This window comes from Streptomyces sp. NPDC046335 (genome assembly GCF_055587985.1).
Genome location: NZ_JBVJFF010000012.1, coordinates 236170 through 258359, shown reverse-complemented (window position 1 = coordinate 258359; position 22190 = coordinate 236170). Strand labels below are relative to the sequence as shown.

Here is a 22190-nt window from a genome sequence, read left to right as displayed (position 1 = left end):
GGGGATAACCCCACCCCCGGCCCGGCGCATACGTGCCGCCAAGTGATGACCGATGCGTGACGCTCTGCTTACGGAGCCTTTAGCAGGCCCTAGACTCCCGTGCGTACAGATCGTCGAACGGGATCAGGTCAGGGCGGTCGGCGAGTGGACGCGCACGGCATCGGACAAGGGCGGTCGGCGAGTGGACGCGATCGGCATCAAGGGCGGTCAGGGAGTGAGGGGCTGACGTGCACGTGACGAACGCCGCGGCGAGCTACCACCAGACGAGCGCCGCGACGGGCTACGACAAGACGAGCGTCGCGGCGGGCTACGACCCGATGAACGTCGCGACGGGCTATGACCCGATGAACGTCTCGGCGGCCTACGACCGGACGAGCGTCGCGGCGGCCTACGACCAGATCAACGTCTCGGCGAGCTACTACCAGTCGTACTCCGTCGTCGGGCTGCTCGCCCTCGTGGGCGTGCTGTTCGTCGCCGTCGCCTTCGGCGCGGGGCGGCTGCTCCGCCCGGTGGTACCGACCCCGGAGAAGCTCCTGACGTACGAGTGCGGCGTCGACCCCGTCGGCGAGGGCTGGGCCCACACCCAGGTCCGCTACTACGTCTACGCCTTCCTCTACGTGATCTTCGCCGTCGACTCGATCTTCCTCTTCCCCTGGGCGACGGTCTTCGCCGCGCCCGGCTACGGCGCGACGACGCTCGTGGAAATGTTCATCTTCCTCGGCTTCCTCGCCGTGGGCCTGCTGTACGCATACAAGAAGGGCGTCCTGACGTGGACGTGACCCCTGATCCCTCCGCACCTGTGGACCTTCCGGAGCCGAAGCGGCTGGGGGTGCTCTCCCGCCTCGCCCCCGAGCCGATGAAGGTGGTCCTCAACTGGGGCCGCCGCTACTCCCTCTGGGTCTTCAACTTCGGCCTCGCCTGCTGCGCCATCGAGTTCATCGCCGCCTCCATGGCGCGCCACGACTTCATCCGGCTCGGCGTGATCCCGTTCGCGCCGGGGCCGCGCCAGGCCGACCTGATGGTCGTCTCCGGCACCGTCACGGACAAGATGGCGCCCGCGGTGAAGCGCCTGTACGAGCAGATGCCCGAGCCGAAGTACGTCATCTCCTTCGGCGCCTGCTCCAACTGCGGCGGCCCCTACTGGGACTCCTACTCCGTCACCAAGGGCGTCGACCAGATCATCCCGGTCGACGTCTACGTCCCCGGCTGCCCGCCCCGCCCCGAAGCGCTGCTCCAGGGCATCCTCAAGCTCCAGGAGAAGATCGCGAACGAGTCGCTCGGGGAGCGGTACGGGAACGGTGGCCGCCCTTCCGCGGCGGCACTGCGGAGCGGCCTGGTCCAGGGACCACCGGCTCCGGCTCCGGCCCCGGCGGCTCCGGGCGCGGCTTCCGGCCCGGCGGCGGCTTCCGGCTCGGCGGCTCCGGCGGCCGAGGTCTCCCCGGCTCCGAAGACGGGGGAGGGCGACCGGTGACCGGCTGGCTGCCGAGCCCCGTCGAGGAGCTCTTCGGTACGGAGGCCACGGCCGAGGAGTCGTACGACGTCCTGACCGTCGACGTGCCCCCGGCACAGTGGCTCACCGCCCTCGATACCGCCCGCACCACGCTGGCCTGCACGTACTTCGACTGGCTGAGCGCGGTCGACGAGCCGGGCGCGGGCTTTCGGATCTGCGCCCACGTCGTGGCGCTCTCTCCGGTACGACGTCTCCTGCTCCGTACGACGGTCGCGCACGAGGCCCCGCTGCTCCCCTCCGCGGTCGACGTCTACGCGGGCGCCGCGTGGCACGAGCGGGAGACCCACGAGATGTTCGGCGTGACGTTCGAGGGCCACCCGGGTCTGACCCCGCTGCTGCTCCCGGAGAGCTTTGAGGGCCACCCGCTGCGCAAGGACTTCGTACTCGCCGCACGCGTGGCCAAGGCCTGGCCGGGCGCCAAGGAGCCGGGCGAGTCCGAACACGGCGGCCCCAAGCGCCGCCAGATGCTGCCCCCCGGCGTACCCGACCCCAACGAGTGGGGCCCCCTCAAGGGCCAGCTCCCACCGGCTCCGGCGCGTCCGGCGCGGGGGGCGGGGCGCGCGGGCGCGGCGGGGCGTGCGGGCACGGCTGCCGGTGGCGAACGTCCCGTGCGGCGGAGCCGAAGCGTGAGCCAGGGCTCTGCCAGCCAGGCCGCGCCGACGCCACCGGCCGATGACGCCGCAGTGACCCCCGGCGAGCCGGAGGCCCCGACCCGCCCCCCGAGGCGTTCACGCAGCGTGAGCCAGGGCTCGGCTTCCCAACGGCCACAGGCCGGAGGCCCGACTCCGGGCGAGGCCGCGGCTTCGCCGGAGGCTGCGGCTGGGGCTTCGCCGGAACCGGTGGCTTCGCCGGAGGCGGCTGCTCCGGCTGAGGCTGTGGCTCCACCCGAGGCTGCGGCTTCGCCGGAAGCCGTGGCTCCGGCTGAGGCGAAGCCCGCCGCCCCGCGCAGCTCCGACGCCCCCTGGCACCACGCCCGCCCGGCGTTCGACGCCTCGGAGCAGCCGAAGCCGGAACGGCCCGAAGCCACCGGCGAGCCCCAAGCCACCGACCCGCCCCAAGCCACCGACCCGCCCGAAGCCGCCGCGGAGCCCGAGCCCACGACGGAGCCCGAGTCGACGACGGAGCCCGAGCCCGCCCCGAAGCCCGAGCCCACGACGAACCCCGCAGACGCCCGAAACGCCCGAGACACCCGGGACACCCGAGACGCCGGAGGCACCGAGTGAACGACGCCCTCGACGTCGCCCTGCGCCTCGTCATCGTCTTCGCGGTGTTCCTCGTCCTGCCCCTCGTCGTCGGCCAGACCGAGCACAAGGTGATGGCCCATATGCAGGGCCGCCTCGGACCCATGCACGCGGGCGGCTTCCACGGCTGGGCCCAACTCGTCGCGGACGGAGTCAAGTTCGCCCAGAAGGAAGACGTCGTCCCGGCGGCGGCGGACCGCCGCATCTTCCAGCTGGCCCCCGCGATCGCCCTCCTGCCCTACCTCCTCGTACTGATCGCGATCCCGATCGGCCCCGGCGAGGGCGCGGTCGGCGAAGTCGTCGACGCGGGGATCTTCTTCGTGCTCGCGGTCATGGGCATCGGCGTACTCGGCTCGCTCATGGCGGGCTGGGCCAGCGCCAACAAGTTCTCCCTCCTCGGCGGCCTCCGCACCGCCGCTCAGCTCCTCGCCTACGAACTCCCGATGCTGCTCGCCGCCGCCTCGGTCGCGATGGCGGCGGGCACGGTCTCCCTGCCCGGCATCGTCGACGCCTTCGAGTGGTGGTGGCTGCCCTGGCAGATCGTCGGCGCCCTCGTCTTCTTCGTCGCGGGCCTCGCCGAACTCCAGCGCCCGCCCTTCGACATGCCGGTCGCCGACTCCGAGATCATCTTCGGTGCCTACACCGAGTACACCGGGCTCCGCTTCGCCCTCTTCCTCCTCGCCGAGTACGCCGGGATCGTCGTCCTGTGCGGTCTGACCACCGTCCTGTTCCTGGGCGGCTGGCACGGCCCGTGGGGTGACGAAGGGCTCGGCTGGGTCTGGACCCTGCTCAAGACGGCCGTCCTCGCCTTCGTCGTGATCTGGCTGCGCGTGTCCTACCCCCGTCTCCGCGAGGACCAGCTCCAGAAGCTCGCCTGGACCATGCTCATTCCCCTCGCCCTCGCGCAGATCGCGCTCACCGGCATCGTGAAGGTGGCGATCAACTGATGCCCCCGATCCCAGGGTCAGGCCTCGCCAAGGGCCTCGCCGTCACCCTCCGCACGATGACGAAGAAGACCGTCACCGAGCAGTACCCCGAGGCCCAGCCCGAACTCCCGCCCCGCACCCGTGGCGTCATCGGCCTCTTCGAGGAGAACTGCACGGTCTGCATGCTGTGCGCCCGCGAATGCCCCGACTGGTGCATCTACATCGACTCCCACAAGGAGACGGTGCCGCCCGCCGCCCCCGGCGGACGCGAGCGCAGCCGCAACGTCCTCGACCGCTTCGCCATCGACTTCGCCCTCTGCATGTACTGCGGCATCTGCATCGAGGTCTGCCCCTTCGACGCCCTCTTCTGGTCGCCGGAGTTCGAGTACGCCGAGACCGACATCCACGAACTCACCCACGAGCGCGACAAGCTCCGCGAGTGGATGTGGACGGTCCCTGAGCCGCCGGCCCTCGACCCCGGCGCCGAGGACCCGAAGGAACTCGCCGCCGCCCGCAAGACCGCCGAAAAGCTGGCAGCCACCGAGACAGCACCGCAGCCCGAGACGGCACCGCAGCCCGAGCCCAAGCCGCAGCCCGAGCCCAAGCCCCAGTCCGAGCCGCAGGAAGGGGAGTCGTGAGCTCCGCAGCAGCCACCGTGGCGACAGCCGCCGCGACCTCGGAGAGCCACGGTTTCCTCTCCCCGACCGGCGTAGAGATCGCCTTCCTCCTCGTCGGCCTCGTCACCCTCGGCGCGGCGGTCATCACCGTCACCACCCGCCAGCTCGTGCACGCCGCGCTGTGGCTCGTGGTGGCGCTCGGCGGTCTCGCCGTCGAGTACCTCCTGCTCACCGCGGAGTTCATCGCCTGGGTGCAGGTCCTCATCTACGTGGGTTCCGTCGTCGTTCTCCTCCTCTTCGGGCTGATGCTCACCAGGGCGCCCATCGGCCGCTCCCCGGACGCCGACTCACGCAACCGGCCGATCGCGTTCGCCGTCGCCCTCGTCGCAGCCGCCGCCCTTGTCTGGGTCGTGGTGGACGCGTTCCGCACCACGGTGATCGACCTGGACGGCGCCGCCCAGGGCTCCACCGACGTGACAGGCTCGGTCCTCTTCCGGCACTGGGTGCTCCCCTTCGAGGCGCTCTCGGTACTCCTCCTCGCGGCCCTGATCGGCGCCATCGTCCTCTCCCGCAAGAAGCCCGCCGAGGACACCACCGCGAAGCCCGCAGCCAACCCCGCCGCGACCCCCGCCGAGGACCCGTCGACCCCGGAGGGTGACCGCTGATGCACCTCCACCTCGCCTATCCCGCCGTCCTGGCCGTCCTCCTCTTCTGCGTCGGCGTCTACGGCGTCCTCGCCCGCCGCAACGCGATCCTGGTCCTGATGTCCGTCGAGCTGATGCTCAACGCCGTCAATCTCAACCTCGTCGCCTTCGACGTCTGGCTCCGCGACTCCCTCCACGCCGGCCAGGCCCTGACCCTGTTCACCATCGCCATCGCTGCCGCCGAGATCGGCATCGGCCTGGCGATCGTCCTCGCCGTCTACCGCAACCGCGGCAGCTCCGCCGTCGACGAACTCCGCGACACCGCCGAGTCCACCGAGTCCACCGAGGACCAGGAGCCGCAGGAGCGGCAGGAGTCACAGGAGCCGCAGCAGTCACAGCAGACGCAGAAGGCTGAGGCCACCGCGTGACCACGACCACCCTCGCCGTCCTCGTTCCGCTCCTCCCGTTCCTCGGCGCGGCGGCCGGCCTGCTGCTCGGCCGCCGGGTCCCCGGACTCGTACGCCCCCTCGCGGTCCTGCCCACGCTGACGGCTCTGCTGCTCGCCGTGCTCGTGGCCGTCCGTCAGGGCGGTGGCCGGTCCGTCGACGCCGCCACCGAGCTCACCCCGACCGGCTCGGTCCCCGTCGAACTCGCCCTGCACATCGACGGCTTCGCCGCCCTCGTCGCCGTACTGGTCGGCGTCGTCGCCTCCTGCGTGCAGATCTACTCGACGGGCTACCTGCGCGAGGACCCGCGCTACCCCTCGTACGCCGCTCTCGTCTCCCTCTTCACCTCCGCGATGCTGCTCGTCGTCTACTCCGGCGACCTGATGGTGCTCCTGGTCGGCTGGGAGATCATGGGCATCTGCTCGTACTTCCTCGTCGGCCACTACTGGGAGACTCCCGAGGCGCGCGCCGCCTCCCTGAAGGCCTTCCTGGTCACCAAGCTCGGCGACGTCCCCTTCCTGATCGGCCTGTTCGCCCTGGCCGCGGACACCGGCTCCTTCCGCGTCACGACGATCCTCGCGAGGGTCGCGGACGGTGGCCTCGACCACCCCACGCTGATCGCCCTGCTGCTGCTCGCGGGCGTGGCGGGCAAGTCCGCGCAGTTCCCGCTGCACACCTGGCTGCCCGACGCGATGGCGGGCCCCACGCCCGTCTCCGCGCTGATCCACGCCGCGACGATGGTCGCCGCGGGTGTCTACTTCGTGGCCCGGCTCCTCCCCGTCTTCGCCACCTCCGGCGCGGCCCTGGTCGTCCTCGCCGTCATGGCCGCCGTCACCATGGCCGGTTCGGCCCTCGCCGCGCTCGCCCAGGACGACATCAAGCGCGTCCTCGCCTACTCGACGATCGGCCAGCTCGGCTACATGACCGGTGCCCTCGCTGTCGGCGACCGCGGTGCCGCCGTCTTCCACCTCCTGTCCCACGGCGCCTTCAAGGCGCTGCTGTTCCTCGCCGCGGGCGTGATCATCCACGCCGCCGGCACCAACTCGCTGGCCGCCATGTCCCGCATGAAGGGCCTGCGCGACCGCGTCCCCGACGCCTACTGGACGATGACCGTGGCGCTCCTCGCGCTCGCCGCGATCCCGCCTTTCAGCGGCTTCTTCTCCAAGGAGGCGGTGCTCGGCGCCGCCGAGCACACGGCCACGGGCCACGCCGCCGTGCCCACCGCCGCGGGCTGGATCGTGCTCGTCGCCGGCCTGCTGGCCGCCCTCCTCACCGCCGCGTACGCGACGCGCCTGTGGCTGCTCGCCTTCCACGGCAGGGGAACCGAAGCCCCCGACCACGGCAGGCAGCCCGTCGCGATGACGGCCGTGCTCTGGGTCCTCGCCGTGCCCTCCCTCGCGTTCGGTCTCACCGTCGGTGTCCTGCCGGACTGGTTCGACGGCCACTCACTCACGCCGACACTGACGACCTCCGTCCTCGGCACGGGCCTCGCGCTCGTCGGGGCCCTCGTCACCTATGGCGCCTGGCGGCACACCACCGCGCTCGCCGCGCGCGTCCCGATGGGCGCGGTGGCCGCGAGCCCGGGCGGTGACGGCGGAGTGGTCGAGGCGGAGGCCATCGCCACCCACCGTCCCGCCTACGGAGACGTGGCCTCGGCCGAAGACCCGGCCGACCCCGGCCGGCTGCTGCTCGGCCCCCTGCACCGCCACGCCGCCGCGGGCTTCCGGCTCGACGCCGTCTACACCGCCCTGTTCGTCCGCCCCGTCCAGGCCGCCGCACGCCTCGTGCGCTTCCTCGACCGCGAGGTCGTCGACACGTACGTGCGCGGCGCGGGCACCGCACCCCGCTGGCTGGGCGCGGCCGTCCGTCGCGCGCAGACCGGCAACGTGCAGACCTATCTGAGCGCGCTGCTCGCAGGCACGGTCGTCCTGGCCGTCGCCGCCGTCCTCGTCGCCACCGCCGGAGCGTGAGCAGCCGTGATCGGTATCAGTGAGTCCGTGATGCAGTTTCTTCTGGCGTTGATCGTCGTCGGCCCGCTCATCGGCGCGGTGGCCGCTCTCCTCCCGGCCCCGCCCGGACTGAAGGGGAAGTCACCCGACCAGTCCGTGCTGCGCCACGGAGTGACCGTGACCGGCGTGATCCTGCTCGCCGCGATCGTCCTCGCGCTCGGCTTCCACCACGACCATCCGTCGAAGATGCAGGCCACGACCGACATCAGCTGGATTCCCGCACTCGACGTGCGCATCCACCTCGGCATCGACGGCATCTCGCTCCCCCTTCTGGTCCTGACCGCGCTGCTGACCTTCCTCTGCGCGCTCTACTCCTACTTCAAGCCGCCCGCGGGCCCGTCCCCCAAGGCGTTCGTCGCACTGATCCTCGTGCTCGAGTCCGGCACCCTCGCGACCTTCGCCGTCCTCGACCTGCTGCTGTTCTTCCTGGCGTTCGAGATGGTGCTCATCCCGATGTACTTCCTCATCGCCCGCTGGGGCGGCGAGCAACGGACCCGGGCGGCTTGGAAGTTCATCCTCTACACGCTGCTCGGCTCCGTCGTCATGCTGCTGGGCCTGCTCCTCATCGGGCTCAGGTCCGGCACTTTCGACATGGTGGCACTCGCCACTGACAACGGCCGGGGACTGAGCACATCCGTGCAGGTCATCGCCGTTCTGGCGATCGGGATCGGGCTCGCGGTCAAGACGCCGATGTGGCCGCTGCACAGCTGGCTGCCGGACGCACACACCGCCGCGCCGACGGTCGGCTCGGTCCTGCTGGCCGGCGTGATGCTGAAGATGGGTACGTACGGGTTCGTCCGGATCGTTCTCCCCATCGCCCCTGACGGCATGCGGGAGTTCGCGCCGTACCTCGCGGCCCTCGCGGTCGTCGGGATCATCTACGGATCCCTCGCCTGCCTCGCCCTCGCCAGGCAGGGCGCGAAGGGCGACCTCAAGCGCCTCATCGCCTACTCGTCCGTGGGCCACATGGGCTTCGTCCTGCTCGGCATCGCGACGATGAGCCCGACCGGCGTGAACGGCGCGCTGTTCGCCAACATCGCCCACGGCCTCATCACCGGCCTGCTCTTCTTCCTCGTCGGCGCGTTGAAGGACCGCACCGGCACCACCGACCTCGACGCCCTCGCGAAGGAGTCGGGCGCCGCCCTCTACGGCAAGGCGCCCCGCTTCGGCGGTCTGCTCGCCTTCGGCGCCGTCGCCTCCCTCGGCCTGCCGGGCCTCGCCGGGTTCTGGGGCGAGATGCTGGCGCTGTTCGGCGCGTTCGAGCCCGCCGACGACCTGAGCCGCCCGGCCTTCCTCACATTCATGGCGATCGCCGCCATCGGCACGCTGCTCACCGCCGCGTACATGCTCATCGTCGTACGCCGTGTCTGCATGGGCCCGATGCCGCAGGCCACCGCCGAGCCCGAGCCCGAGCCCAAGGCGCTCGCCGACGTCCACGGCTACGAGTACGCCGCCTGGACCCCGCTCGTCGCCCTCACTGTCCTCGCCGGACTCTGGCCCGCGGCACTCCTCGGCCTGACCGACCCGGCCGTGCAGAAGCTCCTCACTGGAGGCAAGTCGTGACCGTGGCCGCCGAAAGCGCCGCAAGCCTCGTCCAGTCCGTCGACTGGCTCGCGATCGCGCCGCCCACCATCGCGGCGGTCGTCGGCCTCGTCGTGCTCGTCGCCGACCTCTTCTTGGCCGACGCCAAGAAGGCGCTGCTCGGCTGGGTCTCCGTGGCCGGGCTCGCCGCGGCGGCGCTCGCCCTGCTGCCCCTCCTGAACGACGACCGCTCGACCTTCTGCCTGACCGGCGGCGGCACGCACGCGTGCAGCTACACCGCCGACCGCTTCACCCTCGTCATCCAGCTCCTCGTCCTCGGCGGCGCCCTCCTGGCCGCGCTGCTCTCCATGAGCACCCTCAAGGACTCCGGGAAGGAACTGCCCGCGGGGGAGTACTGGTTCCTGCTGCTCTCCTCCGCGGCGGGCGCCGCCCTGCTGCCCGCGTCCAGGGACCTCGCGACGCTCATCGTCGCCCTGGAGGTCGCCTCCCTGCCCGCCTTCGCCCTCGTGGGCCTCAAGTACGGCGACAAGCGCTCCTCCGAAGCGGCCCTGAAGTTCTTCCTCTCCTCGGTCACCGCGACCGCCGTGAGCCTGCTGGGCGTCAGCTTCGTGTACGCGGCGACCGGCACCCTGCACCTTACGAAGATCGCCGTCGAGCTGGAGAACGTCGACGGGCAACTGCACACGCTCGCCCAGACCGGCGTCGCCCTGACCCTGGTCGGCTTCGCCTTCAAGGTGGCCGCCGTCCCCTTCCACTTCTGGGTACCCGACACCTATGTAGGCGCGCCTTTGCCGGTCGCCGCGTACCTCTCCGTCGTGGGCAAGGCCGTCGGCTTCACCGGGCTCATCCTCATCACCGTCGTCGCCTTCCCCTCGTACGCGGACGTCTGGGGCCCCGCGCTCGCCGTCCTCGCCGCGCTCACCATGACCGCGGGCAACGTCGCGGCCCTGCGCCAGCGGATCACGCGCGCGTACAGCGCGGTCCGCCTCCTCGCCTGGTCCTCCGTGGGCCAGGCCGGCTACCTCCTGGTGCCGATCGCCGCCGCCGGATACGCCGACGAACCCGCCGACGCCGAGCGGGCGATCGGCTCCACCGTGGCGTACGCCCTGATGTACGCGGCGGTGAACCTCGGGGCCTTCGCCGTGGCCGCGCTCGTCGGCCGCACCCAGCGGATGAACCGCGTCAGCGACTACCGCGGTCTGTACGCGCGCAGCCCGCTCGCCGCCCTCGTCCTCGGCTTCTTCCTGCTCTGCCTCGCCGGCCTGCCGCCCGGCATCATCGGCCTCTTCGCGAAGGTCACGGTCTTCTCGGCCGCGGTCGACGCGGGTCTCGGCTGGCTCGCCGTGGTGATGGCGGTGAACGTGGTGATCGCGCTCTTCTACTACCTCCAGTGGACAGCGCTGCTCTTCCGCGCCCCCGAGGGCGAGCCGGTGAAGCACCGCGTCCCCGCACCCCTCACGGCGGCCATCGCCGTGACCGCGGTCCTCGGTGTCGCGCTCTCCGGGGCGCCGCAGCTCGTCCTGAGGTTCTCGGACACGGGTCTGTTCTGACGCGGCCCCGCGCGGCCGTCACCCGCGCGGCCCACGGCGCTCCTGCGCGCACAAGGGAACTAGTGCTCCCCGCCTGGCGTTGACCAGTACGGGAGGGTCCACTGAACAGTGGAAGCACCAGTCAGCAGAGGGTTCCCCCACGCACCACCAGGAGGGCGTACCGTGCACCGCCGGCACAACGGGTTGAAGACCGCCGTACTCCTCGGGGGACTGTCCGCGCTCATCCTCGTCATCGGCAGTTTCTTCGGGCGTACGGGACTGCTCGTCGCGCTCTTCGTGGCGCTCGGCACCAACGCGTACGCCTACTGGAACAGCGACAAGCTGGCCCTGCGCGCGATGCGCGCCCGCCCGGTCAGCGAATTCGAGGCCCCCGAGCTGTACCGCATGGTCCGCGAGCTCTCCACCCAGGCCCGTCAGCCCATGCCCCGCCTGTACATCTCGCCCACCGAGGCCCCGAACGCCTTCGCGACCGGCCGCAATCCGCGCAACGCCGCCGTGTGCTGCACGGACGGCATCCTCCGCCTCCTGGACGAGCGCGAGCTGCGCGGCGTCATCGGCCACGAGCTCAGCCATGTCTACAACCGCGACATCCTGATCTCCTCGGTCGCGGGCGCCCTCGCCTCCGTGATCATGTTCTTGGTCAACTTCGCCTGGCTGATCCCGGTAGGCCGCTCGAACGACAACGACGGCCCCGGTATCTTCGGCATGCTCCTGATCATGCTGCTCGGCCCGCTGGCGGCCTCCATCATCCAGCTCGCGATCAGCCGTTCCAGGGAGTACGAGGCCGATACGTCCGGGGCGCAGCTGACCGGCGACCCGCTGGCCCTCGCCAGCGCCCTGCGGAAACTCGACGCGGGGACGAAGCAGCTGCCGCTGCCGCCGGAGCCGCGTCTCGAGACGGCGAGTCACATGATGATCGCCAACCCCTTCCGCCCGGGACAGGGCATGTCCAAAATGTTCTCGACGCACCCCCCCATGGCGGAGCGCATCGCCCGACTCGAGCAGATGGCAGGTCGCAACCAGTGAAGACAATCCTCAACGTCATATGGCTCGTCCTGTGCGGCTTCTGGATGTTCCTGGCCTACCTCCTCGCGGGCGCCCTGCTCTGCGTCACGATCATCGGCATCCCCTTCGGCGTGGCGAGCTTCCGCATCGGGCGCTATGCCCTGTGGCCCTTCGGCTACACGACGGTCGAGCGTCGCGACGCGGGCGCGCCCTCCTGCGTGGGCAACGTCCTGTGGCTGGTCCTCGCGGGCTGGTGGCTCGCGATCGGCCACATCGTCACCGGCGCGCTGCTCTGCGTCACGATCATCGGCATCCCCCTGGGCATCGCCAACTTCAAGCTGATCCCGGTCTCGCTGCTGCCGCTCGGCCGCGACATCGTCCGCACGGACCAGCCGTTCGCCGCGCGCCACTAGGCACGACCGCCACTGGGCGCGCCAGCCACCAGGCACGACGCCCAGAAACGCACCAGAACAGCCGGAGCCCCGAGCGCACCCCGCCGGAGCCCGGCTGACGTGTGTCCTGCACCTCACGGATCACCGCAACCGCGTTCGTACGTACTGACGTCCTACAGGACAACAGCGCACAAAAGCTCATCGCGCGGGAAAGGCAGGTCACCGTATGGGCATCGTCAGTTGGATCGTTCTGGGGCTGCTCGCAGGCGCCGCCGCCAAACTGCTGCTGCCCGGACGTGACCCGGGCGGGTTCATCGGCACCACCGTCATCGGCATCGCGGGCGCCTTCATCGGCGGCTGGCTCTCCGCCCGCTACCTCGACCGCCCGATCGAGAGCCACTTCTACGACGGCGCGACGTGGGCGGCGGCCATCGGCGGCTCGCTCGTACTGCTGGTCGGCTACCGCATCCTCTTCGGCCACTCACGCCGCTGAGCAAGGATTTTCCCCGACTGCGGCCAGCAGCAAGGGCGGGTACCCGATCCGGGTGCCCGCCCTCCGTCATCGTACGACTGGCTTACTGGTGGCCCGTTGACTACCGGTAGTTGACGTACTGCAGGGCGAAGTCGAAGTCCTGCCCCTTGAGGAGCGCCTGTACGGCCTGAAGGTCGTCGCGGCTCTTCGAGCTGACCCGCAGCTCGTCGCCCTGGACCTGCGCCTTGACGCCCTTCGGGCCCTCATCGCGGATGATCTTGGCGACCTTCTTGGCGTTCTCCTGGGAGATGCCCTCTTCGATCGACGCGAAGATCTTGTACTCCTTGCCGGACAGCTGCGGCTCGCCCGCGTCCAGCGACTTCAGCGAGATGCCGCGCTTGATCAGCTTGGACTGGAAGATGTCGAGGATCGCCTTGACCCGCTCCTCGCCGTTCGCCTCCATCAGGATCTTCTCCCCGGACCACGAGATCGAGGCACCGGTGCCCTTGAAGTCGTAGCGCTGCGAGATTTCCTTGGCGGCCTGGTTGAGGGCGTTGTCGACCTCCTGCCGCTCGACCTTCGAGACGATGTCGAAACTGGAGTCGGCCATGTCCTGTGGCTCCTTGTATCGGGGTCTGCGTACTCAGCGGATATACGGCCGCCTGACGCTGGCCGCATCCGCAAAGCCTAGTCACAGCCCCCGCGCGGGGCGCTGATCAATCGGGTGGCGAAGCACCCCTGTCCATCAGGTATCGTTTACGTCGTTGCCACGGAGCCCCGCGAAAGCGGAGCAAGGCAGCAAACCCGGCGGTGTGCCCGAGCGGCCAAAGGGAGCAGACTGTAAATCTGCCGGCTCAGCCTTCCCAGGTTCGAATCCTGGCGCCGCCACATGAAGGTAATCCCCCTCCGAACTGCGGAAACGCAGGGCGGAGGGGGTTTCTTCATACCCACTTGGCAAGGGTGGCCGCTTTACGTGCAATGCCCCACTGTGTCTCACCCTGATTCGCGTGCTGACCAGCGTTTGTGGGGCAGTCGTGGGGCAGCCCCACGGCTACCGGTGGTCGTTCAGCGTGGCCTCGATCCGTGCGTTCGCCGTGGCCGCCGCGCCATCCAGGCATTTCGCGTAGACGCGGAACAGCACGGCCACGCTGTGCCCGGCTCGCTGCGCCACAACCTGCGGCTCCACTCCCGAACTGAGCCACGTGGACACCGCAGCGTGACGAAGGTCATACGGGCGCTTGGCCAGCGGCGAGGCGTACTGCCTCGGAGCCAGCGCACGCCGACGGGCCTCGGCCCAGACCTCCCCGTAACCGGTGTCCTGCACGATGCCGCCACGCAGGGTGCGGAACAGGCGGCCGTCGGGTGCCACCCCGTACGCCGTGACGTGCCACCGGAGCAGTGCAACCAGATCCGCAACGGCGTCCGTTTCTCGCCCCGGAAGGAGACGAGACGCGAGGCGATGCTCGACGCGAGGCGGGCTCCGATCGCGGCGGGATGCGCGCATGCGATGAGCCCCGGGCGCTCCTCCGCAGGCACACTGATCACATGTCGTCCCGTCGCAGGAACTGCCCGGAGTGCCGCCGTCAGATCGCCGTGGTCGGCGGGCGGTTCGCCCGTCATGATCCGGCGGGGCCGCGCGCCTCGGGCGAGCTGATCTCCTGCCCGGGCTCCCGCAGGCAGGCGCCGCTGGGGGCCGCGCAGCCCGCTCTGGACGGCTACACCGTCCCGGATGCCCCGGGACAGCTCCCGCTCTTCTGAGGGCCCTCAGGGCGCCTTCTGACGCCCGCTGTGACGCGAGCCTCCCGTCCCGGAGCGCCTCAGTTGCCCGCGACCGACTTGACCGCCACCGACACCGGCACCGAACCGCTCACCAGCTCCAGCGTCAGGCCAGCCGTCGCCGACGTCTCCAGGAGCTCCGCGAGCACCGCGGCGACATCGTCCCGCGGGACGGGTCCGCGCCCGGTCGACGCCTCCAGACGCACCAGGCCCGTGCCCGCGTCGTCCGTCAGCATCCCGGGACGCAGGATCGTCCAGTCGAGACCGGCACGCGCGCGTACGTTGGCGTCCGCCTCGCCCTTGGCCCTCAGATAGGCGTCGAAGACCTCGTCGCCCTGGTGCGCCGGGTCGGCGCCCATGGACGAGACGACGACGTACCGCCGTACGCCCGCGCGTTCTGCCGCGTCCGCGAAGAGCACGGCGGCCCCGCGGTCCACGGTGTCCTTGCGGTCGACGCCGCTGCCCGGACCCGCGCCCGCCGCGAAAACGGCCGCATCGGCCCCGCGCAGCCGGTCGGCGACCTCGTCGACCGAGGCCGACTCCAGGTCGCACAGCACCGGTTCGGCGCCGGCCGCGCGGAGGTCGTCTCCCTGCCTGGCGTCGCGGATCAGCCCGGCGACCTCGTCACCGCGCGCGGCGAGCAGCCGCTCCAGCCGCAGCGCGATCTGACCGTGTCCTCCAGCGATGACAATGCGCATGCTTTCGACCGTACGGCAGGGCGGGCGGGATCGCCGTCTACGGGACGTCCGCCGCGCGCGTCCCGCTCTTCCCGAGGGTGACGAAAACCGGCCCCGCGCTTCAAGGAGACGCCTCTCCGCCCCTCGGCCTCCCCGGCTCGTTCCCCGTGCCCTGGGCGCGCCCCTGGCGCGGCAGGTCCAAGGCCACGGCCGCCGCCGAGTCGCAGTACTCCCGCACCGCGCTGGTCCGCGCCACCACGCGCCCCCGGTGCACCACGATCCGGCTGTACGCGAGCGACAGCGCCCCCGCGAGACGGTCGCCCCGCACCGCGAGCAGCTCGGCGGGGAAACCGGCCTCCACCCGTACCTCCGGCAGGCCCATGGCGGCCCGTGCCGCCCCGCTCACCGCGTCGTAGGACTCCTCGGGGCGCAGTCCGTACCGCGAGGCCAGCAGGTAGGCGGCCTCCAGCGGGTCACCGCGGCCCACGGGGTTCGACGCGTCCCGCATGGAGCCGCTGCCCGCGGCGACCCGCACCCCCGCCGCGCGCAGCAGCCGTACCGGTGCGTCGCCGTGCCGCTCGGAGTTCGCGCACCCGCCCTGCGGCAGGCAGACCACCGTCACGCCGGCCGCGGCGAGCTGCTCGGCGGTGCGTGAGGCCACCTGTCTGGGCAGCCGGCCCAGCCCGCCGCAGGGGCCGACCGTGACCCCGGCGCGCAGGCCGCCCGCCATGGCGGCGAGCCGTCCGAGCCGGGCGGGATCGGCGCCGTCCGTGTGCAGGTCGACGGGGCAGCCGTGCTCGGCGGCGAGTTCGAGGACCGCCTCCGCGTATCCCGTCGGATCGGGGTCGAGATCCGGACAACCGCCCACTACGGAGGCGCCCATTTTCACCGCGTCCCGCAGCATCGAGAGCCCGTCGGCCCCCGCGACGCCGGTCAGCAGCCGCGGCACCGCGACCGCCGTCAGGTCGACGAGGCCCCGCAGTGAACGCCGGGCCTGGAGCACGGCCTCCATCGGGCCGAGCTCCTGGACGTCGCCGATGCGCACATGCGACCGCAGGGCCGTCGCGCCGTGCCCGAGTTGGAGCAGAGCCGCCTCGGTGGCCCTGCGCTGCACGTCGGGGACGTCGTACGAGACGGGGCCCGGGGCGTCGGCGGAGAGCGCCGTGTCGCCGTGTGCGTGCGGCTCGGCGGCGGCCGGGAGCAGGAGGTAGCCGCCGAGGTCCACGCGCGAACCGTGCGCGGTCAGGCTGCCGGCCGTGCCGACCGCCTCGATGTGTCCGCCGTCGAGCCGGACGTCCACCGTGCGTCCGTCGGTGAGCCGGGCACCGCAGAGCAGCAGGGAACCGGATTCGGCCGCGGGGTCGGCACCGGACGGTCCTGAGGAGCCGGAGGAGTGGGGCTGCTGCGGCTGGCTGTCGGGCATCGCGCTCCTGGGGTTCGGGGGCGGCTGCTGTGGGGTCGGGTGGCTGCTGTGGATGCGATGGGGCGCCAAGATCACGCAGCGTGTGCCGAGCCTAGGACGGCGGCAGGTCCGCTTCGAGGAGGAGCGCAATAGTCGTACCGGTGTGGTGTGAGGGGCCGGACGCGGTACGGATGAGGCGGTCGGAGACGCCTGGGACGGCTCTCCGGATGGCCGCGTAGAACCGTCGCGAAACGGATTTGGGCGATCGGCGACCAACCGTGTAATGTCTTCATCGCTCGCCCCAATAGCTCAGTCGGTAGAGCGTCTCCATGGTAAGGAGAAGGTCTGCGGTTCGATTCCGCATTGGGGCTCTGATGTCTGGTGATCCTCGCCTTCGGGCGAGGTGATCAGGCATCGCAGCGGTGTAGCTCAGTCGGTAGAGCAAGCGGCTCATAATCGCTGTGTCACCGGTTCAAGTCCGGTCACCGCTACTACTGGTAGCCGATTGTGGGGTCGGTCCTTCGATCGGCTACTCTTGTATGCGTTCATCCGTCCATCCGTCCAAGGAGCACTCACGTGGCTGCCACCGACGTCCGCCCGAAGATCACGCTGGCCTGCGTGGAGTGCAAGGAGCGGAACTACATCACCAAGAAGAACCGGCGTAACAACCCGGACCGTCTTGAGATGAAGAAGCACTGCCCGCGTTGCAAGGCGCACACTGCGCACCGCGAAACGCGCTAAAAACAGGCTCGTACCCGAGGCCGTCCCCGATTTTGGGGGCGGCCTCGTGTCGTTCACTCAACCAACCACAGGAGGTACCGAGTCCATGGCGCTCGACCAGTCCTTCGTGGGGCGGTCCTATCCGCCCACCGATCCTTATGAGGTCGGCCGGGAGAAGATCCGCGAGTTCGCAGAGGCGGTGGGCGACGCCAATCCCGCGTACACCGACGCGAAGGCCGCCGAGGCGCTCGGTCACCCCGATGTGATCGCCCCGCCGACTTTTGTGTTCGCGATCACTTTCAAGGCCGCGGGTCAGGTTATCGAGGACCCGCAGCTCGGGCTCGATTACAGCCGTGTGGTACACGGCGACCAGAAGTTCGCCTATAGCCGCCCGGTGCGCGCGGGCGACAGGCTTTCGGTCACGTCGACGATCGAGAACATCAAGACGCTCGCGGGCAACGAGATCATCGACATTCGCGGCGAGGTCCACGACGAGACCGGCGAGCATGTGATGACCGCCTGGACCAAACTCGTCGCGCGCGCGGCGGAGCCCGCGGAAAAGGGGGCCTGAAGCCATGACGGCGAAGATTTCCTACGGTGACGTCGAGGTCGGCACCGAACTGCCGCCGCAGAGCTTCCCGGTGACACGCGCCACACTCGTGCGGTACGCGGGTGCGTCCGGGGACTTCAACCCGATCCACTGGAACGAGAAGTTCGCGGTCGAGGTCGGTCTCCCCGACGTCATCGCACACGGCATGTTCACCATGGCCGAGGCGATCCGTGTGGTGACCGACTGGGTGGGCGACCCCGGCGCGATCGAGGAGTACGGCGTGCGCTTCACCAAGCCCGTCATCGTCCCGAACGACGACCAGGGCGCCACCGTCGAGGTCAGCGCCAAGGTCGCGGAGAAGCTGGACGACAACCGCGTACGCGTCGACCTCCTCGCGAGGAGCGCGGGCCTGAAGGTCCTCGGCATGTCGCGGGCGGTCGTACGGCTGGCCTGACGGCTGACCTGACGACGGGCCTGACGGTCGGTCGCGATCAGCCGCATGGCTGTTGGTAAGGGGCGTTCTCCATGGGAGGGCGCCCCTTACTGCGTTCTCTGCGGGGCCCTCCTGGGACGCTCCCTCGTTTCACGGCTTGACTGCTTAGTGATTGGCCACTAACTTACTCGCATGGTCAGGATGAGCGCTGAAGAGCGACGCGAGAGCGTGGTCCGTGCGGCGATGGTCGAATTCGCCCGCGGTGGCTACAAGGGCACCTCCACCGAGGTCATCGCCAAGCGTGTGGGCGTCTCGCAGCCGTATCTCTTCCGGCTCTTCCCGAGCAAGCAGGCCATCTTCCTCGCCGCCTCCGAGCGGTGCTGCCGTGAGGTCAACGAGGTCTTCAGGCGGGCCGCCGAGGGGCTGGAGGCGGAGGAAGCCGTCCACGCCGCGGGGGAGGCCTACCAGGCGCTCATCGCCGACGACCCGGACATGCTGCTCATGCAGATGCAGATGTACGTCGCGGTGGCCTCCGCGGAGGCCGGCGGTGACCGGGAGTTCGGGGAGGCGCTGCGGGCCGCCTGGATGGAGATGTACGACACGGTCGTGCTCATCCAGGGCGGGGACGCCAATGAGGCGACGTCCTTCCTGGCGTACGGGATGCTGATCAACGTCCTGGTGTCGATGGGGTTCCGGCCCGATCACCGGGTGTGGCAAGGGTTCTACGACTCGGCGCAGCCGAAGGGGTGAGGTCGGCGTGTGCGTGCGTGAGGTGGCGTGCGTGCGCGTGTGAGGTGGCGCGCGCAAGAGGCGTCGTGCATGCACGCGTGAAGTGGCGTGCGCGCGATGAAGTGCGGTTTTTTATGGGCGCGAAAGTTAGTCATCAATAACTAATCTTTGAGAGGAAGCGATGTCACAGCAGTCGGCACGGCCTGGGGGAGCGGTCTGGGCCCTCGTCATCACCAGCGTCGCCGGATTCATGGCGGCGCTCGACAATCTCGTCGTCACCACCGCCCTGCCGTCCATCCACGAGGACTTCGGCGGCGGTATGCACGACCTGGAGTGGACGGTGAGCGCCTACACCCTCACCTTTGCCGTGCTGCTGATGTTCGGCGCGGCTCTGGGCGACCGCTTCGGCCGCCGCAAGCTGTTCACCGTGGGCCTCGCGATCTTCACTGTCGCGTCCGCCGCGGCGGCCCTCGCGCCCGGCCTTGAGGAGCTGATCGCCGCCCGCGCGGTGCAGGGTGTCGGCGCCGCGATCATGATGCCGCTGACGCTGACCCTGCTGACGGCGGCCGTACCGGCGGACAGGCGTGGCATGGCGTACGGGATATGGGGCGCCGTCAACGGCCTCGCGGTCGCCGGCGGGCCCCTCATCGGCGGCAGCCTCACCGAGCACATTTCCTGGCACTGGATCTTCTGGCTGAACGTTCCGATCGGCCTTGCCCTGCTGCCGCTGGCCCGCCTGCGTCTCGTCGAGTCGTACGGGCCCGGAGCGCGCCTGGACATCACCGGCACCCTGCTCGCCAGCGGCGGCCTCTTCGGCATCGTCTACGCCCTGGTGCGCGGGCCGCTCGACGGCTGGGGCAGCGTCACCGTGCTCACCGGGCTCATCGCGGGCACCGCACTGCTCGGCGGGTTCGTCCGCCACGGCATGCGCGCCAAGGCGCCGATGCTGCCGATGCGCCTCTTCCGCAGCCGCGCGTTCTCCGGGATCAACGCGGCGAGCCTGCTGATGTTCCTCGGCATGTTCGGCTCGATCTTCCTGCTCAGCCAGTACATGCAGAGGGTGCTCGGGTACTCGCCCACGGAGGCGGGGCTGCGGATGCTGCCCTGGACCGGCATGCCGATGCTCGTCGCGCCCCTGGCGGGCTACCTCTCCGACCGCATCGGCGGCCGGCCGGTCGTCGCCGCCGGGCTGTTCCTCCAGGCCGTCGGCCTGGGCTGGTACGGGGCGGTTGTCGCGTCCGACGCCACGTACGCCTCTCAGCTCCCTGCCCTGATCATCAGCGGCATCGGGATGTCCCTGTACTTCGCTCCGGCCTCCGCCCTGGTCATGTCCAGCGTCGCGGCGCACGAGCACGGCATCGCGTCCGGCGCCAACAACGCGCTCCGCGAGGTGGGCGGCGCCCTCGGCATAGCCGTCATGTCCTCCGTCTTCTCGGCACAGGGCAGCCTCGACTCGCCGCAGGGCTTCGTGGACGGCCTGGAACCCGCCCTGTGGGTCGGCGCCGTGACGGTGGCGCTGGCCTCGGTGGCCGCCCTGTGCATCCCCTCGCGTCGCGGCGGGGGCGCACCCGGGCAGGCACCGGAGGCGCCCGAGCGCCGGGAGGACGAGCTGCTGGCCGCCTGAGACCGCCACCACGGCTGCCTGAAGCCGACCAGGGCTGCTTGAGGCAGCCACGAGCGCCACCTGAGGCCGACCAGTGCCGCCTGAGGCCACCACCAGCACCACCTGAGGCCGCCACCAGTACGGCCCCGCCAGGACCGGCGGGGCCGTTCTCGTACTCTTGAGCACGTGCAGGAACTCCATGACGCCCCGCTCGCCCCGCTGACGACCTTCCGTCTCGGCGGCCCCGCGACCCGCCTGATCACCGCGACGACCGACGCCGAGGTGGTCGAAGCCGTCCGTGAAGCCGACGCGTCCGGTACGCCACTGCTGCTCATCGGCGGTGGATCGAACCTGGTCATCGGCGACAAGGGATTCGACGGCACCGCCCTGCGCATCGCCACCAAGGGCTTCGAGCTCGACGGGACGCAGCTGGAGCTCGCCGCCGGTGAGGTCTGGACGGACGCGGTCGAACGCACCGTCGAGGCGGGCCTCGCGGGCATCGAGTGCCTGGCCGGAATCCCCGGCTCGGCCGGTGCGACGCCGATCCAGAACGTGGGCGCGTACGGCCAGGAGGTCTCGTCGACGATCACCGAAGTGATCGCGTACGACCGGCGGACCCACGAGACGGTCGTGATTCCGAACGCCGATTGCGACTTCTCCTACCGGCACAGCCGCTTCAAGGCCGACGCCGACCGCTTCGTGGTCCTGCGGGTCCGCTTCGCGCTCGAGGACGCGGGCGGGATGAGCGCCCCCGTCAAGTACCCGGAGACGGCGCGCACGCTCGGCGTGGAGGCGGGCGACCGCGTGCCCGCGGCGGTGGCCAGGGAGACCGTCCTGAAGCTGCGGGCGGGCAAGGGCATGGTGCTCGACCCCGAGGACCACGACAGTTGGTCGGCCGGGTCGTTCTTCACCAACCCGATCCTCACCGAGGAGCAGTTCGCCGCCTTCCACGCGCGCGTGGCGGACCGCCTCGGCCCGGACGTCACGCCGCCCGGCTTCCCGGCGGGCGACGGCCGCGTGAAGACCTCCGCCGCCTGGCTCATCGACAAGGCGGGCTTCACCAAGGGCTACGGAGAGGGCAGGGCGCGCATCTCCACCAAGCACACCCTGGCCCTCACCAACCGCGGCGGCGCGACCACCGAGGACCTCCTGGCGCTGGCCCGCGAGGTCGTGACCGGGGTCCGGGACGCCTTCGGGATCACGCTGGTCAACGAGCCGGTGACGGTGGGCGTCAGCCTGTAGGGGTAGACGTCCTGTAGGGGCAGACGTCAGGAACCCCCGTCCCAGAAACCCTTAGTACGCAGGAACCCCTAGTACGCCACCCCCACCCCCTGCTTCACCGTCGACGGGTCGTCGATCATCGACAGCATGGCGTGCGCGACATCGGCGCGGCCGATGAAGCGTCCGCTGCGCGGGGTGCCGCCGACGGCCTTCCGGTAGACGCCGGTCAGGGGCTTGTCCTGGAGCCTCGGCGGCCGGACCGATGTCCAGTCGGTGGCGCTGCGGGCCAGCTCGGCCTCCATGCTCCGCAGGTCGTCGTAGACGCTCTTGAGGACCGCGCCGACCAGTGTGAGCATCGCCCGGTCGGCCAGCGGCTGCCGTTCCGCCGGGGGACCGACCGGGGCGGCGCTGACCACGAGGACCCTGCGCACCGCCTCGGCGTCCATCGCCGCCAGGACCGACCGCGTGAGCCCCGTGGCGACTCCGGCGTCCGCGCGCTTGCGGGCACCGAGCCCGGAGAGCACCGCGTCCCGCCCCGCCACCGCCGCCCGAAGCGCCTCGGGATCCTTGAGGTCGGCCCGGAACACCTCCAGTTCCGCGCCCTCGGCCGTGAACCGGGCGGGGTCGCGCACCACGGCCGTGACCTGGTGCCCCGCCGTGAGTGCCTGCCTGACGATCTCTCCGCCGATGCCGCCGGTCGCACCGAACACCGTGAGCTTCATGGT

24 protein-coding genes, 3 tRNA genes and 1 pseudogene are annotated in these 22190 nt (G+C 70.7%); 23 read left to right on the top strand and 5 right to left on the bottom strand.

Annotation, left to right across the window (positions count from 1 at the left end):
* The first annotated feature begins 344 nt into the window (after positions 1-344).
* The 13 genes from ACZ6JY_RS29355 to ACZ6JY_RS29295 all read left to right on the top strand — a co-directional run bounded on the left by ACZ6JY_RS29355 (position 345) and on the right by ACZ6JY_RS29295 (position 12375).
* Complete coding sequence (locus ACZ6JY_RS29355; protein ID WP_469200828.1) at positions 345-779, top strand: NADH-quinone oxidoreductase subunit A; 435 nt, start codon at positions 345-347, stop codon at positions 777-779.
* Positions 770-1471 (top strand): NADH-quinone oxidoreductase subunit B, encoded by a 702-nt coding sequence (locus tag ACZ6JY_RS29350; protein ID WP_469200538.1) that lies wholly within the window; start codon positions 770-772, stop codon positions 1469-1471. Before ACZ6JY_RS29355 ends, ACZ6JY_RS29350 begins: the two co-directional genes overlap by 10 nt.
* Positions 1468-2733 carry an NADH-quinone oxidoreductase subunit C gene (locus ACZ6JY_RS29345; RefSeq protein ID WP_469200536.1) on the top strand — a complete coding sequence of 422 codons (1266 nt, stop codon included), beginning with the start codon at positions 1468-1470 and terminating at the stop codon, positions 2731-2733. The genes ACZ6JY_RS29350 and ACZ6JY_RS29345 overlap by 4 nt, the downstream gene beginning before the upstream one ends.
* Positions 2730-3698 (top strand): complex I subunit 1/NuoH family protein, encoded by a 969-nt coding sequence (locus tag ACZ6JY_RS29340; RefSeq protein WP_469200534.1) that lies wholly within the window; start codon positions 2730-2732, stop codon positions 3696-3698. The genes ACZ6JY_RS29345 and ACZ6JY_RS29340 overlap by 4 nt, the downstream gene beginning before the upstream one ends.
* Positions 3698-4315, top strand: coding sequence for a NuoI/complex I 23 kDa subunit family protein (locus ACZ6JY_RS29335; RefSeq protein ID WP_469200532.1), 618 nt, complete (start codon positions 3698-3700; stop codon positions 4313-4315). The genes ACZ6JY_RS29340 and ACZ6JY_RS29335 overlap by 1 nt, the downstream gene beginning before the upstream one ends.
* Positions 4312-4959, top strand: a complete 648-nt coding sequence (locus ACZ6JY_RS29330; protein WP_469200530.1) for an NADH-quinone oxidoreductase subunit J family protein — start codon at positions 4312-4314, stop codon at positions 4957-4959. Before ACZ6JY_RS29335 ends, ACZ6JY_RS29330 begins: the two co-directional genes overlap by 4 nt.
* Positions 4959-5366 (top strand): NADH-quinone oxidoreductase subunit NuoK, encoded by a 408-nt coding sequence (gene nuoK / locus ACZ6JY_RS29325; protein WP_469200528.1) that lies wholly within the window; start codon positions 4959-4961, stop codon positions 5364-5366. Before ACZ6JY_RS29330 ends, nuoK begins: the two co-directional genes overlap by 1 nt.
* The gene (locus tag ACZ6JY_RS29320; RefSeq protein WP_469200526.1) at positions 5363-7354 is read left to right on the top strand and encodes an NADH-quinone oxidoreductase subunit 5 family protein; all 1992 of its coding nucleotides are present in this window, start codon (positions 5363-5365) and stop codon (positions 7352-7354) included. Before nuoK ends, ACZ6JY_RS29320 begins: the two co-directional genes overlap by 4 nt.
* A 6-nt stretch (positions 7355-7360) precedes the next feature.
* Positions 7361-8956 (top strand): complex I subunit 4 family protein, encoded by a 1596-nt coding sequence (locus tag ACZ6JY_RS29315; protein ID WP_469200524.1) that lies wholly within the window; start codon positions 7361-7363, stop codon positions 8954-8956.
* The gene (locus ACZ6JY_RS29310) at positions 8953-10485 is read left to right on the top strand and encodes an NADH-quinone oxidoreductase subunit N (RefSeq protein WP_469200522.1); all 1533 of its coding nucleotides are present in this window, start codon (positions 8953-8955) and stop codon (positions 10483-10485) included. Before ACZ6JY_RS29315 ends, ACZ6JY_RS29310 begins: the two co-directional genes overlap by 4 nt.
* 162 nt (positions 10486-10647) lie before the next feature.
* Complete coding sequence (htpX, locus tag ACZ6JY_RS29305) at positions 10648-11511, top strand: zinc metalloprotease HtpX (protein ID WP_469200520.1); 864 nt, start codon at positions 10648-10650, stop codon at positions 11509-11511.
* Positions 11508-11903: a YccF domain-containing protein gene (locus tag ACZ6JY_RS29300; protein ID WP_469200518.1), complete on the top strand. Its 396-nt coding sequence runs from the start codon at positions 11508-11510 to the stop codon at positions 11901-11903. Before htpX ends, ACZ6JY_RS29300 begins: the two co-directional genes overlap by 4 nt.
* A gap of 205 nt (positions 11904-12108) precedes the next feature.
* On the top strand, positions 12109-12375 hold the full coding sequence (locus tag ACZ6JY_RS29295) for a GlsB/YeaQ/YmgE family stress response membrane protein (protein WP_469200516.1): 267 nt from the start codon (positions 12109-12111) through the stop codon (positions 12373-12375).
* Between the two features lie 100 nt (positions 12376-12475).
* On the opposite strand, the gene ACZ6JY_RS29290 is transcribed toward ACZ6JY_RS29295, so the two are convergent.
* A complete protein-coding gene (locus ACZ6JY_RS29290) occupies positions 12476-12964 on the bottom strand; it encodes a YajQ family cyclic di-GMP-binding protein (RefSeq protein WP_447038006.1) in 489 nt (162 codons plus the stop codon).
* Between the two features lie 196 nt (positions 12965-13160).
* Between ACZ6JY_RS29290 and ACZ6JY_RS29285 the strand changes: the two genes are divergently transcribed.
* Positions 13161-13242 (top strand) — tRNA-Tyr (locus ACZ6JY_RS29285).
* 163 nt (positions 13243-13405) lie between these two features.
* Here ACZ6JY_RS29285 and ACZ6JY_RS29280 read toward each other — a convergent pair.
* Positions 13406-13765 (bottom strand): annotated as a pseudogene (locus tag ACZ6JY_RS29280) (site-specific integrase); the annotation flags it as partial.
* Between the two features lie 134 nt (positions 13766-13899).
* Between ACZ6JY_RS29280 and ACZ6JY_RS29275 the strand changes: the two are divergent.
* Positions 13900-14112 carry a hypothetical protein gene (locus tag ACZ6JY_RS29275; protein WP_469200514.1) on the top strand — a complete coding sequence of 71 codons (213 nt, stop codon included), beginning with the start codon at positions 13900-13902 and terminating at the stop codon, positions 14110-14112.
* Between the two features lie 59 nt (positions 14113-14171).
* Here ACZ6JY_RS29275 and ACZ6JY_RS29270 read toward each other — a convergent pair whose 3' ends face one another.
* Positions 14172-14828, bottom strand: a complete 657-nt coding sequence (locus ACZ6JY_RS29270) for an SDR family oxidoreductase (RefSeq protein WP_469200512.1) — start codon at positions 14826-14828, stop codon at positions 14172-14174.
* A gap of 100 nt (positions 14829-14928) precedes the next feature.
* The gene (locus ACZ6JY_RS29265; RefSeq protein ID WP_469200510.1) at positions 14929-16230 is read right to left on the bottom strand and encodes an amidohydrolase family protein; all 1302 of its coding nucleotides are present in this window, start codon (positions 16228-16230) and stop codon (positions 14929-14931) included.
* A 277-nt stretch (positions 16231-16507) separates the two neighbouring features.
* Between ACZ6JY_RS29265 and ACZ6JY_RS29260 the strand changes: the two genes are divergently transcribed.
* The 8 genes from ACZ6JY_RS29260 (at position 16508) to ACZ6JY_RS29225 (ending at position 21486) form a co-directional block, all read left to right on the top strand.
* A tRNA-Thr gene (locus ACZ6JY_RS29260) sits at positions 16508-16580 on the top strand.
* A 47-nt stretch (positions 16581-16627) separates the two neighbouring features.
* Positions 16628-16700, top strand: a tRNA-Met gene (locus tag ACZ6JY_RS29255).
* Between the two features lie 85 nt (positions 16701-16785).
* Positions 16786-16950 (top strand): 50S ribosomal protein L33, encoded by a 165-nt coding sequence (rpmG, locus tag ACZ6JY_RS29250; protein WP_006347275.1) that lies wholly within the window; start codon positions 16786-16788, stop codon positions 16948-16950.
* 85 nt (positions 16951-17035) lie between these two features.
* A complete protein-coding gene (locus ACZ6JY_RS29245) occupies positions 17036-17500 on the top strand; it encodes an FAS1-like dehydratase domain-containing protein (RefSeq protein WP_469200508.1) in 465 nt (154 codons plus the stop codon).
* A 4-nt stretch (positions 17501-17504) separates the two neighbouring features.
* Positions 17505-17933, top strand: coding sequence for a MaoC family dehydratase (locus ACZ6JY_RS29240; RefSeq protein ID WP_469200506.1), 429 nt, complete (start codon positions 17505-17507; stop codon positions 17931-17933).
* 171 nt (positions 17934-18104) lie between these two features.
* Positions 18105-18662 carry a TetR/AcrR family transcriptional regulator gene (locus tag ACZ6JY_RS29235; RefSeq protein ID WP_469200504.1) on the top strand — a complete coding sequence of 186 codons (558 nt, stop codon included), beginning with the start codon at positions 18105-18107 and terminating at the stop codon, positions 18660-18662.
* A gap of 160 nt (positions 18663-18822) precedes the next feature.
* The gene (locus tag ACZ6JY_RS29230) at positions 18823-20265 is read left to right on the top strand and encodes an MFS transporter (RefSeq protein ID WP_469200502.1); all 1443 of its coding nucleotides are present in this window, start codon (positions 18823-18825) and stop codon (positions 20263-20265) included.
* A 102-nt stretch (positions 20266-20367) separates the two neighbouring features.
* Complete coding sequence (locus tag ACZ6JY_RS29225; protein WP_469200826.1) at positions 20368-21486, top strand: UDP-N-acetylmuramate dehydrogenase; 1119 nt, start codon at positions 20368-20370, stop codon at positions 21484-21486.
* Between the two features lie 68 nt (positions 21487-21554).
* Here ACZ6JY_RS29225 and ACZ6JY_RS29220 read toward each other — a convergent pair whose 3' ends face one another.
* The gene (locus ACZ6JY_RS29220) at positions 21555-22187 is read right to left on the bottom strand and encodes an NAD(P)-dependent oxidoreductase (RefSeq protein ID WP_469200499.1); all 633 of its coding nucleotides are present in this window, start codon (positions 22185-22187) and stop codon (positions 21555-21557) included.
* Positions 22188-22190: the final 3 nt, after the last annotated feature.

Bases quoted from the DNA above. Each gene is read 5' to 3' on its own strand.
- ACZ6JY_RS29355 (WP_469200828.1), top strand. From the start codon at position 345: ATGAACGTCTCGGCGGCCTACGACCGGACGAGCGTCGCGGCGGCCTAC.
- ACZ6JY_RS29335 (WP_469200532.1), top strand. From the start codon at position 3,698: ATGCCCCCGATCCCAGGGTCAGGCCTCGCCAAGGGCCTCGCCGTCACC.
- nuoK (WP_469200528.1), top strand. From the start codon at position 4,959: ATGCACCTCCACCTCGCCTATCCCGCCGTCCTGGCCGTCCTCCTCTTC.
- ACZ6JY_RS29295 (WP_469200516.1), top strand. From the start codon at position 12,109: ATGGGCATCGTCAGTTGGATCGTTCTGGGGCTGCTCGCAGGCGCCGCC.
- ACZ6JY_RS29290 (WP_447038006.1), bottom strand. From the start codon at position 12,964: ATGGCCGACTCCAGTTTCGACATCGTCTCGAAGGTCGAGCGGCAGGAG.
- ACZ6JY_RS29275 (WP_469200514.1), top strand. From the start codon at position 13,900: ATGTCGTCCCGTCGCAGGAACTGCCCGGAGTGCCGCCGTCAGATCGCC.
- ACZ6JY_RS29270 (WP_469200512.1), bottom strand. From the start codon at position 14,828: ATGCGCATTGTCATCGCTGGAGGACACGGTCAGATCGCGCTGCGGCTG.
- ACZ6JY_RS29265 (WP_469200510.1), bottom strand. From the start codon at position 16,230: ATGCCCGACAGCCAGCCGCAGCAGCCCCACTCCTCCGGCTCCTCAGGA.
- ACZ6JY_RS29245 (WP_469200508.1), top strand. From the start codon at position 17,036: ATGGCGCTCGACCAGTCCTTCGTGGGGCGGTCCTATCCGCCCACCGAT.
- ACZ6JY_RS29240 (WP_469200506.1), top strand. From the start codon at position 17,505: ATGACGGCGAAGATTTCCTACGGTGACGTCGAGGTCGGCACCGAACTG.
- ACZ6JY_RS29235 (WP_469200504.1), top strand. From the start codon at position 18,105: ATGGTCAGGATGAGCGCTGAAGAGCGACGCGAGAGCGTGGTCCGTGCG.
- ACZ6JY_RS29230 (WP_469200502.1), top strand. From the start codon at position 18,823: ATGTCACAGCAGTCGGCACGGCCTGGGGGAGCGGTCTGGGCCCTCGTC.
- ACZ6JY_RS29220 (WP_469200499.1), bottom strand. From the start codon at position 22,187: ATGAAGCTCACGGTGTTCGGTGCGACCGGCGGCATCGGCGGAGAGATC.